The 14,575-nt window shown below is 48.6% G+C and carries 13 protein-coding genes; 11 read left to right on the top strand and 2 right to left on the bottom strand.

Annotated elements, in window-relative coordinates; all coding sequences use genetic code 11:
• Positions 1–6: 6 nt before the first annotated feature.
• The 11 genes from uvsE to HFD99_RS23705 all read left to right on the top strand — a co-directional run bounded on the left by uvsE (position 7) and on the right by HFD99_RS23705 (position 11,963).
• Positions 7–1,008, top strand: coding sequence for a UV DNA damage repair endonuclease UvsE (uvsE, locus tag HFD99_RS23655; RefSeq protein WP_025364023.1), 1,002 nt, complete (start codon positions 7–9; stop codon positions 1,006–1,008).
• A gap of 173 nt (positions 1,009–1,181) precedes the next feature.
• A complete protein-coding gene (locus tag HFD99_RS23660; RefSeq protein ID WP_025364024.1) occupies positions 1,182–2,048 on the top strand; it encodes an inositol monophosphatase family protein in 867 nt (288 codons plus the stop codon).
• Positions 2,049–2,085: 37 nt separating this feature from the next.
• On the top strand, positions 2,086–2,322 hold the full coding sequence (locus tag HFD99_RS23665; protein ID WP_039268816.1) for a hypothetical protein: 237 nt from the start codon (positions 2,086–2,088) through the stop codon (positions 2,320–2,322).
• Positions 2,323–2,493: 171 nt separating this feature from the next.
• A complete protein-coding gene (locus HFD99_RS23670) occupies positions 2,494–4,224 on the top strand; it encodes a sensor histidine kinase (protein WP_225164893.1) in 1,731 nt (576 codons plus the stop codon).
• On the top strand, positions 4,202–5,761 hold the full coding sequence (locus tag HFD99_RS23675) for a response regulator transcription factor (protein WP_016819321.1): 1,560 nt from the start codon (positions 4,202–4,204) through the stop codon (positions 5,759–5,761). The genes HFD99_RS23670 and HFD99_RS23675 overlap by 23 nt, the downstream gene beginning before the upstream one ends.
• 174 nt (positions 5,762–5,935) lie before the next feature.
• Positions 5,936–7,228, top strand: a complete 1,293-nt coding sequence (locus tag HFD99_RS23680; RefSeq protein ID WP_025364026.1) for an ABC transporter substrate-binding protein — start codon at positions 5,936–5,938, stop codon at positions 7,226–7,228.
• Between the two features lie 190 nt (positions 7,229–7,418).
• Positions 7,419–8,327, top strand: coding sequence for a carbohydrate ABC transporter permease (locus tag HFD99_RS23685; RefSeq protein WP_016819319.1), 909 nt, complete (start codon positions 7,419–7,421; stop codon positions 8,325–8,327).
• Positions 8,328–8,332: 5 nt separating this feature from the next.
• On the top strand, positions 8,333–9,172 hold the full coding sequence (locus tag HFD99_RS23690; RefSeq protein WP_013369435.1) for a carbohydrate ABC transporter permease: 840 nt from the start codon (positions 8,333–8,335) through the stop codon (positions 9,170–9,172).
• 116 nt (positions 9,173–9,288) lie between these two features.
• Entirely contained in the window at positions 9,289–10,401 is a 1,113-nt protein-coding gene (locus tag HFD99_RS23695; protein WP_025364027.1) for a rhamnogalacturonan acetylesterase, read from the top strand.
• A gap of 73 nt (positions 10,402–10,474) precedes the next feature.
• Positions 10,475–11,509 carry a glycoside hydrolase family 88/105 protein gene (locus HFD99_RS23700; protein ID WP_025364028.1) on the top strand — a complete coding sequence of 345 codons (1,035 nt, stop codon included), beginning with the start codon at positions 10,475–10,477 and terminating at the stop codon, positions 11,507–11,509.
• Positions 11,510–11,561: 52 nt separating this feature from the next.
• Positions 11,562–11,963, top strand: a complete 402-nt coding sequence (locus HFD99_RS23705; RefSeq protein ID WP_025364029.1) for a sensory rhodopsin transducer — start codon at positions 11,562–11,564, stop codon at positions 11,961–11,963.
• A 101-nt stretch (positions 11,964–12,064) separates the two neighbouring features.
• Here HFD99_RS23705 and HFD99_RS23710 read toward each other — a convergent pair whose 3' ends face one another.
• Together HFD99_RS23710 and HFD99_RS23715 are read right to left on the bottom strand one after the other, a co-directional pair.
• The gene (locus HFD99_RS23710; protein WP_025364030.1) at positions 12,065–13,015 is read right to left on the bottom strand and encodes a DMT family transporter; all 951 of its coding nucleotides are present in this window, start codon (positions 13,013–13,015) and stop codon (positions 12,065–12,067) included.
• Positions 13,016–13,222: 207 nt separating this feature from the next.
• On the bottom strand, positions 13,223–14,539 hold the full coding sequence (locus tag HFD99_RS23715) for a glutamate-1-semialdehyde 2,1-aminomutase (RefSeq protein WP_025364031.1): 1,317 nt from the start codon (positions 14,537–14,539) through the stop codon (positions 13,223–13,225).
• Between the last annotated feature and the right edge of the window lie 36 nt (positions 14,540–14,575).

A 14,575-nucleotide genomic window follows, 5' to 3' on the forward strand; every position in this document is an offset into this window, starting at 1 on the left:
ACATCTATGATCGTAAGGTTCGGTTATGTTGCCATGTCGGTCACCGTGCAAAATGCATCCCCTTCTAAAACCATGACCATGGCCAGCTTTAACAAGATCGGAGACCGAGAAGCCGCGATCCGTAAGTTAGAACGGATTGCAGCCGAAAATCTCCATAATACATTGAGGCTGCTGCGTCATAATCGTGCGAGTGATATTCAGGTCTATCGTTTCTCATCCAAGCTGATTCCGCTTGCGACCCATCAAGATCTGAGGGATTGGGACCCATTTCAGGCGCTTGCTGCTGATTTTGCAGAGGTGGGGGACTATGTCAAGGCGAATAAGATGAGGGTATCGTTTCACCCCGATCATTTTACAGTGCTGAGCACTCCCCGTCCTGAAGTGTTGCAAAGCTCTATTCATGATCTGAAGTACCACGTGGCGATGCTGGAGGCTATGGGACTTAGTGCCGAAGCCAAGAACAACATTCATATTGGTGGTGCATACGGAGATAAGGTGACCTCAGGTCAGCGTTTTGTAGAGCAGGTTAGTGCGCTGGATCTTTCATTAAGAGAACGGTTAACATTGGAAAATGATGATAAAACGTTCAATGCGGTGGAAACACTGGAAGCTTGCAAAATAACAGGCTTACCAATGGTTCTTGATATTCATCATCAATGGGTCAATAACGAGGGAGAGAAGCCGTGGGAGCTTTGGCCGGATATATTGGATACCTGGAAAGGGGAATTGGCCCAAGCCGGATCTTCTGCGGATCATCCATTGCCGCCCAAAATTCATGCGTCCAGTCCCAAAAGTGAAAAAGACCCTCGTGGTCATGCAGACGGTGTTCTGGTGGAGCCATTGCTGACCTTTCTGCGTAATATCGCTGGATATACGGATCGGATTGATGTCATGCTTGAAGCCAAACTTAAGGATGAAGCGTTGTTCGGATTAATGAATGAACTGCGTCTTCAGGAAGATAACGGGGTCAAAGTGTTGGATGGGGCTTCCATAGAAATTACGCCTTAGAAAGCAGTATTTCGCGGATAAAGCTTCCATATGGAGAAACTTTATGAAGCTTATTGTGTATACTAGAATGTGTAAACTAGCAAACTTGTACTGAAACAGAGATGGTTAAGAGAATGTCTGTTGGGCAGGCTCGTAAACCACGTAACAATGATATAGAAAGTAGAGTGAACACGTTGAACGAACATGAAAACGAAAAGGTTCCCTATATCGTATCAGGAAAAAGCTATACGGCCGTGGCTATTAATGCGGCATCCAAAGCCGGGGAATGGATTAAAAGCAGGCTGGGCACAGTTGAACAATTGAATACCAAGCAGTCGCCGACCGATCTAGTGACAGAGGTAGATAAAGGTGCAGAACAGATGATTCGTAGACTCATTCTCACCCATTTTCCCGATCATGCCATCTTGGGTGAAGAAGGGGTAGAGCCGGGAGCCGAAGCTTCAGCCCGAGCATTAGAAGCTGCCCGTGAAGAGGAATATTTATGGATTATTGATCCGGTAGACGGCACTACCAATTTCGTGCACAGTCTGCCGTACTACAGTGTGTCTATTGCCTTGGCTCATCGTGGTGAAGTGATTGTCGGGGTAATTTATGATCCGTCCCGTGATGAAATGTTTGTAGCGGAAAAAGGAAAAGGCGCATATGTCCACGGCAATCGCATGCAAACATCGAGAGAAGAGACGCTGGGAGATAGCCTGGTGTGCATCGGTTTCCCGCCGGATCGTACGTATGCACAACCGTTGAATATGAAAATTACGCAGGTTCTTACACCTCAGGTACGCGGCATTCGGGCGCTCGGCTCGGCAGCATTGCATCTGGCTTATGTGGCGTCGGGACGTTTGTCTGCTTATTGCGAAATCGGTTTGAATGCCTGGGATGTGGCCGCGGGCGCTTTGCTGGTACAGGAATCAGGAGGTACCATTACGGACACATTGGGCCAACCTTATGACCTGAGTGTACGGCATATTGTAGCTACGAATACAGCTATTCATTCTCAACTTATTCAAGTGCTGAAAGAAGCAGACGCAACCGGGTTATAATACTACGTACACCATCATTCTGAAGGAGGAAATCGCGATGAGCCAGTCCGAAGAATTGGAACGCCAGCTCAGTGAACTGCTGACGGAAGGCGAAATTCGTGAGAATGAGGCCAAAAAACGGGAACGACTCAGTCCCAAATATGAGGTGCGGGTTCAGACTCAAATGGACCCTATTGTCGAGGAGACGCGTAAATACCGGAGTATGGCACGTGAACTTGATGACCGATATGACGAATATATGAGCAAGGCGGACAAATCGAAAGCAACCGATTAACGCTAAGCAAGCCCAAATACCTCTTGCCGAATGACCAAGGCATGGGGTATTTTGTATAATATATAGAGTTTTCTCCATTTTGAGCTGGACGGGCAGGACGTGCGAAGGAGGCGACGTGTACTGATCACCTATTTTAAGAGCGCTTACAAAAATGCTGGAATCCATCATAAGATGGTACTGCTGATTACGGTGCTCATGCTGGTTAACTTTGCGGTTGTTGCAGTCATACTTAAATACGTATTTCATATTTATGATAATCAAATGTATAAAAAGACATCTGAAGTACTCAATATTTCTTCGATTGGCATTGAAAATGAACTGAAGGATGTTGAAAAAGTTACGTTTAAGGTAATAACGGACGAGCAGCTTCAGCGTTATTTGCTCCAATTGGAAAAGGAAACATCACCTTATGTCAAAACGGTATTGCGCAAAAAAATAACGAATAGGCTTATTGCCTTCGCCGGCTCTGAAACCTATGTCTATTCTATGATGGTGATCGACAAAGAGGGACAGGTCATGAGTGCGGGCAACCGCGAAGGTATCCCCCAAGAGCTTCGATCCACCCTGTCGGAGTTGGCAGACGAATATGACGGCTCCCATGCATGGTATGCGGCAGGTCATTCCTCATTGCTGGCAGCCCGGCAATTCAAATCCTTTACCGATTCCAATTTTACGCTGAACGGGCTCGGCACGCTTGCGATTCGGGTACGAATTGACCGGATTGTAGCGGATCGTGTGCAGACCTCCGGCCGTGACGGACAGTTGATGATTACAGACGGAAGACGGATGATTTATCCCGAAACACCGCTTTTGAGTGAGAGCGATATTCAGGCAGAGCTTGAGCGGAAGCAACCTTACGGGATCGCGACCTATACAGGCGGAACCTTTTTTGCTGCTCAGATCAAATCCTCATATACGGGCTGGACGTATTTACATATGACTCCCTTTGATGATATGTTCCGCAGTATTACGATAATCAAAGAAATTGTAAGCGCTATTTTTGTCATTATGCTGCTTATTGCATTGGCGCTGGGCGCGAGGCTGTCGGGCAGCATTACTCAACCGATTGTTCAGTTGATCCAGAACATGCGTAAAATAGAAAAAGGCGACCTCGACCGTCTGGAAGAGGAAGCGCTTGGGGCGGTACCCCTTTCCACACAGGATGAGGTTGGTCTCTTGCATCGGACGTATAAGAAGATGATCCGCCGTATCCGCGAGCTTATTAATGAGAATGTTGCCAAGCAGCTATTGCTGCGGGAAACAGAGCTAAAGGCGCTTCAGGCACAGATTAATCCACATTTTCTATACAATACGTTAGAATCTGTGAACTGGCTCGCCAAGGCCAACAAGCAGGACCGGATTTCAGAGATGGTGGAAGCCCTTGCTTTTCTACTACGCAGCACGGTCAGTTTTGAAGAGCAGTTGATTCCGCTTCAAAAAGAGCTGGATATCGTGAGGAGCTACGTAACGATCCAAAAAACACGTTTTGATGAGCGCCTCAATTTCCACCTCGATGTCCCGGAAGAGCTGATGGATGCACAAATTCCGAAGCTAACGCTTCAGCCCTTGGTGGAGAATGCGATCCATTATGCGCTGGAGCCGCGTATTGAACCGTGTCGGATCACGATTGTGGCCAGAGAAAGCGAGGGAGCGCTGTTCCTGCGGGTTGAAGATGACGGACCTGGAATGAGCCCGGATTTCTTGGAAAAGCTACGCAGCGGTCAGATCACAACCCGTGGGCGGGGCATTGGACTTGCGAATATTCAGGAACGGATTAACCTGACATTTGGTACACCTTGGGGGATAGAACTGCACAGCGAGTCAGGAACAGGTACGTCAATTCATGTCTGTATTCCATATGTGAAAGGGGATCAGGGTCGTGTACAAGGTGCTACTGGTTGATGATGAGCGTATGATTTTGGAAGGCATATCACAGGTGGTCGATTGGGGCAAGGCCGGAACACAACTGGTAGGTACGGCGCGTAATGGGATTGAGGCATATGATCAGATCCAGGCGAGCCCGCCTGATTTTGTGATCAGCGATATTTCCATGCCAGGACTGGACGGTATCGGACTCGTTGCCAAAACGACGGAGCATTTTCCAGACGTTCGTTTTATTCTGCTGTCTGGCTACAAAGATTTTGACTATGCCTGTCGGGCCATGCAATACGGGGTAAAGCACTACTTGTTGAAGCCCTGCAATGAGCGGCAAATTCATGAGGCTCTGACTGAGCTGGGACAGGAGCGAGAGGAACAGGAAGAACGCAAGCAGTTTGTGAACCGGATGAAGCTTGATTTTCAGCGTATGCTGCCGCATGTGAAGGAGCATTTTTTGAAGGAGTTTATTTCCTATAAAACTTACGGTAGCCGTGATATCGCTTTTTATGAGCGTTTGTTCGGTCTGGAGTTGCAAGATAAGCAGGTTCGAATGCTGCTGCTGCGGGTAGAGGAGTCCCACGAGCCGGAGCATTTGTTTGCTTTGCAAAATATAGCAGGGGATTTAATGGATCATGTCTTGCTCAGTACGACGATGCAAGGGCAGCTGCTGATTGTGCTGGAAAGTGCGGATGACACGTCTGGGTTTATGAAACAGATTGAAGCGGTACGTACGACGTTCCACCGTTTTTATAAGCTAGAGGTGACCGTCGCAGTTAGCGAGTCGGATAGCATGCAGCATTCGCGGGGGATGTACCGGGAGACATTGCATTGTATGAATCACCGCTTTTACACCGGGGAGGGCAGCCTCATTACGAAGGAAGATTTGGCGGCTGATGACACCCGGGAGATGGCAGATTTGGAACTGGACGAAGAGAAGTTCGGTCTGCTGATCAAGGCTGGAAATAGGGAGGAAGTTGCACAGGAAGTGGATCGGCTGTTCGGCATCCTGTCCCGTATGAAGCTGGAAATTTCCGTAACCCGTTCTTATGTGCTACAGCTATATGCTGCCATGATTCGTATATGTCCTGAAGAAGAGCGTGCGGCGTTCACGAGTCGAATGGTCGTGCTGGCAGAGCAAAAAACATTGGCATGCCTCAAATCTTTTGTACAGGAAGCCGCCGAACGAATGACCGCAATTTATTATAAAAGCAATGTATATCGCCAATCTTCCACGGTGGATAAAATGATCACTATTATTGAGCAAAACTATAGAAAATCCGATCTTTCGCTGAACGGAGTGGCGGGTCAAATGCTCTATATGAATTCCGACTACTTAGGGAAAATCTTCAAAAAAGTGACGGGGGAAAACTTTTCACACTATGTTAACCGTTACCGGATCGAGCGCGCGGCTGAGCATATTCGGGAGACGGGAGACGTAAAGGTGTTTGAGCTGGCGGAATGGTTCGGCTTCGGCGGGAACGCGCAATATTTTAGCCAGGTGTTCAAAAAATGGGCAGGTATGACACCCTCCGAGTACATTAAATCACACGAACGGGGATGAGCAGCTGAGTCCCTCTGTTTTTTAAACCTTTGAAATCTGATTTGTGTATTCCAATGTTTCTCTGCTTTTGGGAAAATAACAACAGGAGCAAATGTAAACGCTATCAAACAAGCGTAAGTACATTGTTACTCGTAATAAGGCTCCTTTCTAGAACAGCGAAAAGGGGAGAGATAGGTGGGCAAAAAGGGATGGTTTCTGGTCATAGCGATGCTGCTCGTGTTGACGACGGCATGTAGTGGAGCAGACGGTGGAGGCAATTCGGGCGCAAGTGCAGACGGGAAAGTAAAGTTGCGGATCGCTTGGTGGGGATCGGATACGCGCCACGAATATACGCAGAAGGTTATCGATTTGTATAAGCAAAAAAATCCGAATGTAACGATTGATGTGGAATATGCCTCTTTTGATGACTACTGGAAGAAGCTCGCACCGCAGGCGGCAGCGAACCAACTGCCGGATATCGTGCAGATGGACATTTCGTATATTAGCCAATATGCGAAGAACGGCCAGCTGGAAGATATGGCGCCTTACTTGAATCAGAAAATCCAAGTCGCTGATGTAAACGAAAATGTACTCAAAACCGGAATCATTGCCGGAAAGCAATATGGTATTCCAACAGGTGTCAATGTGCTGGGCTTCCAGTACGATCCGGCACTGCTCAAAAAAGCGGGCATAGACAAAATTCCTGATGACTGGACATGGGACCAATACAAAGAGCTGGCTTTGAAGGCAGCCTCCAATAAAGTTTACTTTGACAGCTCCATGGCTGCGGATATTTTCTTCCACTACTATTTGCGGACACATGGAAAATCTCTCTACAATACGGAAGGAACAGGATTGGGGTATGATGACGATAAGCTGTTTGTTGATTTCTTCGGTGGTTTAGCTGAGCTGATTAAGAAGGGGGCGACACCGACTCCTGAAGTCATGAACCAAACGAAGGGAATTCTTGAGGAATCGGATATCGTAAAAGGAACAGGTATCGGCATTTGGCAGTGGTCCAATCAGTATGTGGGCTTACAACAGGTCGTTAATCGCCCAATGGCGCTTGCTCCGATGTTTGGACCGAATATGGAAAAAGGCGTGTATATGCAGCCTACCATGTACTGGGCGGTGGCTTCCCGTTCACAGGTGAAGGATGAGGCCGCAAAGTTTATTGATTTCTGGATGAACGATGTTGAAGCGAATAAATTGATTAAAGGCGAACGCGGCGTACCGATTTCTGCCAAAATCAAGGAAGCTGTAGCGCCAGAGTTGAGCGAGGCAACGAAGCAGGTGTTTGAATTTGTGGCTTCCATGGAGCCAAAAGCTTCTCCAATGAGCCCGCCGCCACCGGTTGGATCGCCGGAAGTGATTGCTACATTGACCGATTACATTGAGCAAGTCAATTTCGGACAGATGACGCCTGAAGACGCAGCGGTCAAATTCCGGGCTGATGCGAATACCATCCTTGCGAATAACAAGGAGTAATAATGCAGGGTTGAAGGACCGATTCGTTAGGTTAACCGTGCGTAGTGCAAAGCATGACTTGCGCACGGTTGATCCGACGAACCCATTGCAGAAGCAACCTCTGTAGATATCACAATATAGTTCATATAACAACGACTATATAATATCTTTGAATTAGAAATTTTTTTAAATGCAACAGAGGGGAGGCTTGATGAGCTTGCGAAATCATCAGAGCTTGAAAGCCAATATGACCGGATATGCGTTCATCAGCCCGTTTATTGTGGGCTTTCTGGCATTTACGTTAATTCCAATGTTTATTTCGCTGTATCTGTCCTTTACGAGCTACAATCTGTTCACCCCGCCCAAATGGATTGGTCTGGGTAACTTCGAAAAAATGTTCACAGGTGATCCGAAATATTGGAATTCGATCAGGGTCACATTTACGTATGTATTGGTCGGTGTACCGTTGCGACTGATTTTCGCGTTGTTTGTGGCGATGATTTTGAATACCAAGTCACGCATGGTAGGCACCTATCGGACGATGTATTATCTGCCTTCTATTATCGGGGGTAGCGTTGCAGTGTCCATCATGTGGCGCAATATTTTCAGTAATGAGGGCATTGTTAACAGCTTGCTTTCGGCCTTGGGGGCAACCCCAGTGAAATGGTTTGGTGATCCGAATGCTTCGCTCATGATGCTGATCACCTTGTCTGTATGGCAATTTGGTTCATCCATGCTTATTTTTCTGGCAGGGCTGAAAAACATTCCGCTTGAAATGTACGAGGCATCCAGTGTAGATGGCGCTACGCCAGTACGAAAATTTTTCAGTATTACGCTGCCACTGCTGAGTCCGATTATTTTATTTAACTTGATTATGCAGACGATCAGTGCGTTTATGACCTTCGTCCCAGCCTATGTTATCTCCAAGGGTGAGGGTGGTCCAATGGATGGAACGATGCTGCATTCACTGTATCTGTTCCGACAGGCGTTTATGTTCAGCAATATGGGATATGCGGCGGCTATGGCCTGGGTCATGCTCATTATGATTGCGATACTGACAGCGATTTTATTTATGACATCCAAGTTCTGGGTGTTCTATGAAACGGAAAAGGGGCGCTGATACCAATGGCATGGAAAACGTTCAAATGGCCAATTTATCACATTCTGGTTGCTGCACTGGCGCTCCTAATGCTGTATCCCGTGTTCTGGATGCTGTTCAGCTCTTTTAAAGAAAGTCGGACGATATTCGTCACGGCCTCCTCGCTTTTCCCTACAGAATGGATTTGGCAAAACTATGTAACAGGCTGGAAAGGCACGACTGGTTATAACTTTGGCACATATATTCTGAATTCGCTCACGATCGTAGTGATTTCCACGATTGGCGCTGTGCTTTCCTCCTCATTGATCGCATTTGGCTTCGCACGTTTGAAATTCAAAGGGCGTAACTTGTGGTTTGCTCTGATGATGGTGACGCTGATGCTGCCGGGGGATGTAGTGCTGGTACCGCAATATATTATTTTCACCAAGCTTGGATGGATCAATACGATCTTACCGTTGGTGGTGCCATCCTTTTTCGGGATGCCGTTCTTCATCTTTCTGATGGTGCAGTTTATACGGACGATTCCAGCAGAGCTGGATGAAGCGGCGACGATTGACGGATGCGGCAAGTTCCGGTTGTATTTTCGAATTATTTTACCCTTGCTCAAATCCTCGCTGGCTACGGCGGCAATCTTCTCTTTCTACTGGAAGTGGGAGGATTTGTTAGGCCCGGTACTGTATCTGAACTCGCCAGAAAAATATACCGTATCGATTGCACTCAAAATGTTCCTCGACAGTGAGTCAGCCTCCAACTGGGGAGGAATGTTCGCGATGTCCATCCTAAGTCTGCTGCCTGTCATCGCTGTATTCTTCGCTTTCCAAAAGCAAATCGTCGAAGGAATGAGCACGAGTGGTCTGAAGGGATAAGACCTAAAAAATGTATAGTCTGAGGATATAAAGCTCGCGCATAGAAATGGGCTGCATCTGGATATGCATACGATGAATGATGAGGTCTTTAGGGTGATGGCTGAGGGGTGAGTAAAATGTGGAAGTTTGACTTTGGTCCGGGGAAGCCTGCGGAGGGCTACAAGGCCGTATCCCCGGATTGCATGTATACGGCTGAGCAAGGCTATGGCTTCGAGACTACGGAGCATGTGTATGGCCGACAAAGGCAGAATCCAGCCAAGGATGCACATACACGGCTGCGAAGCAGCTTTTGTATTCCACTGAACGCTTCGTTTGTTGCAGATGTACCGGACGGAATAGTTTTGGTCACCGTATTGCTTGGCGATCCACTGGCGGAAACGCTCACGCGGCTCCGGGCTGGTGAGGGCAAGCATATGCTGCCTCCCGTCCACACGTTGCCAGGCCAGTTCACCGAGGCAATGTTTACGGTGCCTATCCGGGATGGTAAACTGCGCCTCATCGTATCTGGCACCGCACCGAGACTCAATGCGCTGGAGATTGTGCCAGCACCACAGAATCTCCGGCTATTCCTAGCCGGAGATTCCACGGTTACGGATCAAGGGATGTCCGGCTATCCGTACACAGGCTGGGGACAGGCTTTGCCGGCCCTGTTCAAGCATGATGTCTGCGTGGATAACCACGCCGTATCGGGGCGAAGCTCCAAGAGCTTCGTGGACGAGGGACGGCTGGACGCTATTTTGGAAGAAATGAAGACAGGAGACTTCCTGTTCATCCAGTTCGGCCATAATGATCAGAAGCCCGATCTGGAGCGGGCCACGGAGCCTATTACGACCTACAAGGAGCATCTGCGCCTGTATGTCGACGGAGCGAGAAGCAAGGGCGGAACCCCGGTGCTGATTACGCCTGTACATCGTCGCTATTTTAACGTGGACGGTACGTTGTCCGACACACATGGCGACTATATAACGGCGGTTCGCGAGCTGGCCGAAGAAGCGAACGTGCCGCTTATTGATCTGTCTGCCCGCACGCAGGAGTTATATGAAGAGCTTGGCCCCGAAGAGAGCAAGGAGCTTTTTATGTGGCTGCTGCCTGGGGAATATATGAACTTTTCCGGCGGTTTAGAGGATAATACACATTTTCATGAGAATGGCGCGGTTCGGATTGCAAATATGGTGACGGCGGCTGTGAAGGAACTGGATTTGCAACCGCTGCGCATGTACTTACGTTGACGGATGACCTTTTTTGGAACAGGTGGCAAGGAGGGCAACTAGCGTGAAGCTTACCAAGGGAGGAGACGTGGAAATGCCCGCATTGAGTTTTGATGAGGAACAGATTAAACAGGTGATTGACCGGGTAGTGGAACGCACGTTTCAAATGCACTATAGCTGGGATTGGCCAGGTGGAGTAGCCTTTTATGGAGTATGCGAAGCCTATGAAGCGACAGGCAATGAACAGTATTTGACCAAGCTGAAAGAATGGGTTGACGAAAATATTGAGGATGGACTTCCGCCACTGTCGGTGAACGGCGTTTCTGTCGGGCATTGTTTGTTGACGCTACATCAGGCTACAGGTGAGCAAAAATACCTGGATATCGCTATCGAGATGGCAGAATTTTTGACGAAAAAAGCTGAACGGTTTGCCGACGGCATTTTCCAGCATACCGTGAATTCACTACATGATGTATTTCCGCAGCAAGCATGGGTGGATACGATGTTTATGGCCGGTTATTATTTGCTGCGGATCGGTCATTTGCTGGGCAACAAGACATATTGGGAGGATGGAATCCGGCAATATCACGGGCATGAAGAATTTTTGCAGGACCCGGATACGAATTTGTATTACCATGGCTGGGATCATGCGAACCAAAGCCGCATGTCGGGCATATACTGGGCGCGCGGCAATTCATGGGCAGCACTCACGATGGCCAAGGCGCTGAAATGTGTCGAGGTGCAGCATCCATCCTACATGATCATTGACGGCTCACTGCGTGACCAACTCAATGCACTGGTGCGGCTGCAATCCCCCGAAGGGCTATGGCATACGGTGCTGAACGATGATACCTCTTATCTGGAAACCTCTGGTTCGGCAGGAATTGCGACTGCTTTGCTTATGCAGGGCCGATTGTTTAACAAATACACGCAAAAGGCGATTGACGGTATCCTTTCCCGCATTAAAGAGGACGGCACAGTGACTGGCGTATCCGCTGGAACTGCTGTAATGAACGATATAGATGGCTACCGAAACGTACCCTACAAACGCATTCAGGGGTGGGGTCAGGGCTTGGCGCTTGCTTTTCTGGCTGAACTGCTGCGTACCCAGGAGAATCCGTACGGGTAGAAAAGAGGCATAGAGATGTAAAAGTATTCATAGCTGAAAGGAGGCCATTGGCATGGGAGATACTGAACGGTCACAGGAAAAGGCGGCTAATCAGCCGCAAGGAAGCTTATTCTGGGTCATTCCCGACGGGTATATTCCACCGGAAAGCCGGGGAGAGCTGCTCAGTCATGAAAGTATATGTGTGCTGAACTGTGGAAACTGTGCGGCAAAGCTGAGCATAGACATTTATTTTGAAGACCGCGAGCCGTTGGAGGGAATGATCGAGGTGGTGGAAGGAAGACGAACCCGCCATATCCGAACAGCCTCGCTGGAAAAGTCCGGCGAACGGATTCCGACAGGTATTCCTTACGCAATTACGGTCACTAGCGATGTGCCCATCATCGTACAATATAGTAGACTGGACACCACACAGCCGGAGCTGGCATTAATGAGTGTCATGGCGTACCCGGTCTAGTCCGACGAAGGCAAAGAAGATAAAAAAGAAATCTCCAGGCTGGAATTGCCCAGCTTGGAGATTTCTTTTTTAAGACAAGATTTGTGCCTGCTCTTAGTCCATTATTGGGATTTTGCCGAAGTTGTTTTGATCGGCGCGAAGCTTTTTCGTCCTCCGAAATTGGTGCCCACTACACCAATAATAATCACCACAGCACCAATAATGTGATAGTAGGCAAGCTGCTCTTTCAAAATGTAAGCACCGGCAATCATGGAGATAAGGGTGGATAAATTACCGATCACACTCATTTTGGAGGCTTCGATCCACTTCAAGGCAAAGCTCGATAACAGCGAGGTGACGAGGGTAGACAGTATGCCCAGATAAGCCAGTGCTAGCCAATAATCTGGCTTTACCAGCGGCGCGGTATAGGCGCTCATAGAGCCGTCTATGGCATGATACCCCAAGGCCGCCAGGTTAAAAACGATACATCCTAAAATGGAGGTAACGTAGGTCAACTCCATCGGACTGTACTTTTGCGTTAATGGACGAGCCAGCACGTTATAGCCAGATAGGCATATAGCAGAGAGCACGAGCAGAACAATACCGCCAAAGCTATTGGAAGCTAGCGGTGCTCCGCTCTTCATCACAAATATAAAAACCACACCAAAGACAGAGAGTAGTAAGGAAATCTTTTGAAGCACTGTTGTGCGCTCTTTAAGAAAATAGGAGGCTAACAGAAGTGTAAAGATAGGAACAGTAGCTTGAATAATTCCACCTTCCGATGAAGAAGTGCTCATCAGCCCGAACGCTTGCAAGGGGAAGAACAGTAACGGTGAAAGCAGCGCTAATGGCAAGATACGCAGCACATCACGCCACTTGATATTGATTTTAATCCAACCCAGCAGCACTGGAATGGTCAAAGCAATCAATGACAACGCGAAGCGGTGGGCGATCACATCCAGTGGGCTTGCCTCCGTCACTGTCAGTTTTACAAATAAAAATGAGAAGCCAAGTATAGCTGCATAGCTGAGAGCTGCCAGATAGGCGACCCCATTTCTGGAACGACTGTGCATAATAAACCTCCGTAATCATGATCTCAACTTGTGGTTCTCTCAATATAACCGGATGGTATAACCAGATACAATTCATAAATTTCACAACTGTACCGGTACAGTTGTGAAATGAAAAAGAGCTGGAACGCAGTCCCAGATGTCGGATACCCATCTTTAAGACTACTTCCAGCTCTCATTCTATTCATATTTTATCGCTTACTGCTCTGCTTATTTACCTTGTGACATCGCACGGAACGAATCGTCCGCTGCTTCCAGCGTGGCATCCACGTCTTCGTCCGTATGCGCTGTTGTGAGGAACCAAGCTTCGAACTTGGACGGAGCCAGATGGATACCACGATTCAGCATGTGACGGAAGAAGGATGCGAACGCTTCGCTATCCGTGTCCTGCGCCTGTGCGTAATTCGTGATCGGATGATCGCAGAAATGCGTCGAGAACGCTCCACGAATGCGGTTGATCGTCAACGGCACGCCGTAGTGATCAGCGGAAGACTGAATACCGTCCGTCAGTCTCACAGCCAGACGTTCCATCTCTTCGTACACGCCTTCCCCTTGAAGGACTTCAAGACAGGCGATGCCTGAAGAGATGGAAGCCGGGTTGCCTGCCATTGTACCTGCCTGATAGGCTGGGCCGAGTGGGGCAACCTGCTCCATGATCTGCTTGCTGCCGCCGTAGGCACCAATCGGCAGACCACCGCCCATGATTTTGCCCAGCGCGGTCAAATCCGGCTGAATCGCATCATGATTGTCGAGACCTGCATACGTTTGGGTTGAGCCGTAGTGGAAGCGGAAGGCGGTAATGACCTCGTCATAAATGACAAGGGAGCCGTTCGCCCGCGCCATCGAGCACAGCCCTTCCAGATAGCCTGGCTGTGGCATCACCATGCCGAAATTACCGACAATCGGCTCCACCATGACTGCCGCCACATCGTCGCTCCAGCGCTCCAAAGCTTGGCGCAATGCGTCAAGGTCGTTGAATGGCACAGTAATGACCTCGCTCGCAATGTTGGTTGTAATACCTGCGCTGTCAGGTATGCCCAGTGTGGAAGGGCCGGAGCCTGCGGCTACAAGTACCAGATCCGAGTGACCGTGGTAGCAGCCGGCAAATTTGATGATCTTGTTCCGCCCCGTATAGGCTCGTGCTACACGAATCGTCGTCATGACTGCCTCTGTGCCGGAATTCACAAACCGGACTTTATCCATAGAAGGAATAGCCTCCTTCAGCATCTTGGCCAGTTTGATTTCCAATGCCGTCGAGGTTCCGTACAATACGCCATTCGCAGCCGCTTCGCTGATGGCCTTGGTAATATGGGGATGAGCATGTCCGGTAATAATTGGACCGTAGGCCGCCAAATAATCGATATACCGATTATCATCCTCATCCCAGAAATGAGCACCTTGGGCGCGTTTCATGAATACTGGAGCGCCACCGCCCACAGCTTTAAAGGAGCGTGAAGGGCTGTTAACGCCCCCGACAATATGCTCCAGGGCTTCTTTATATAGTGCTTCGGAGTTTTCCCGTTTCATCATCAAAACTTCCTTTCCGTTCATTAAAATAGGGTA

Source organism: Paenibacillus sp. EKM301P (assembly GCF_011800295.1).
Taxonomy (GTDB): domain Bacteria; phylum Bacillota; class Bacilli; order Paenibacillales; family Paenibacillaceae; genus Paenibacillus; species Paenibacillus polymyxa.

Excerpts from the sequence above, each read along its gene's own strand:
- uvsE (WP_025364023.1), top strand. The coding sequence starts at position 7 with ATGATCGTAAGGTTCGGTTATGTTGCCATGTCGGTCACCGTGCAAAAT.
- HFD99_RS23665 (WP_039268816.1), top strand. The coding sequence starts at position 2,086 with ATGAGCCAGTCCGAAGAATTGGAACGCCAGCTCAGTGAACTGCTGACG.
- HFD99_RS23670 (WP_225164893.1), top strand. The coding sequence starts at position 2,494 with ATGGTACTGCTGATTACGGTGCTCATGCTGGTTAACTTTGCGGTTGTT.
- HFD99_RS23685 (WP_016819319.1), top strand. The coding sequence starts at position 7,419 with ATGAGCTTGCGAAATCATCAGAGCTTGAAAGCCAATATGACCGGATAT.
- HFD99_RS23690 (WP_013369435.1), top strand. The coding sequence starts at position 8,333 with ATGGCATGGAAAACGTTCAAATGGCCAATTTATCACATTCTGGTTGCT.
- HFD99_RS23695 (WP_025364027.1), top strand. The coding sequence starts at position 9,289 with ATGTGGAAGTTTGACTTTGGTCCGGGGAAGCCTGCGGAGGGCTACAAG.
- HFD99_RS23700 (WP_025364028.1), top strand. The coding sequence starts at position 10,475 with ATGCCCGCATTGAGTTTTGATGAGGAACAGATTAAACAGGTGATTGAC.
- HFD99_RS23705 (WP_025364029.1), top strand. The coding sequence starts at position 11,562 with ATGGGAGATACTGAACGGTCACAGGAAAAGGCGGCTAATCAGCCGCAA.
- HFD99_RS23710 (WP_025364030.1), bottom strand. The coding sequence starts at position 13,015 with ATGCACAGTCGTTCCAGAAATGGGGTCGCCTATCTGGCAGCTCTCAGC.
- HFD99_RS23715 (WP_025364031.1), bottom strand. The coding sequence starts at position 14,539 with ATGAAACGGGAAAACTCCGAAGCACTATATAAAGAAGCCCTGGAGCAT.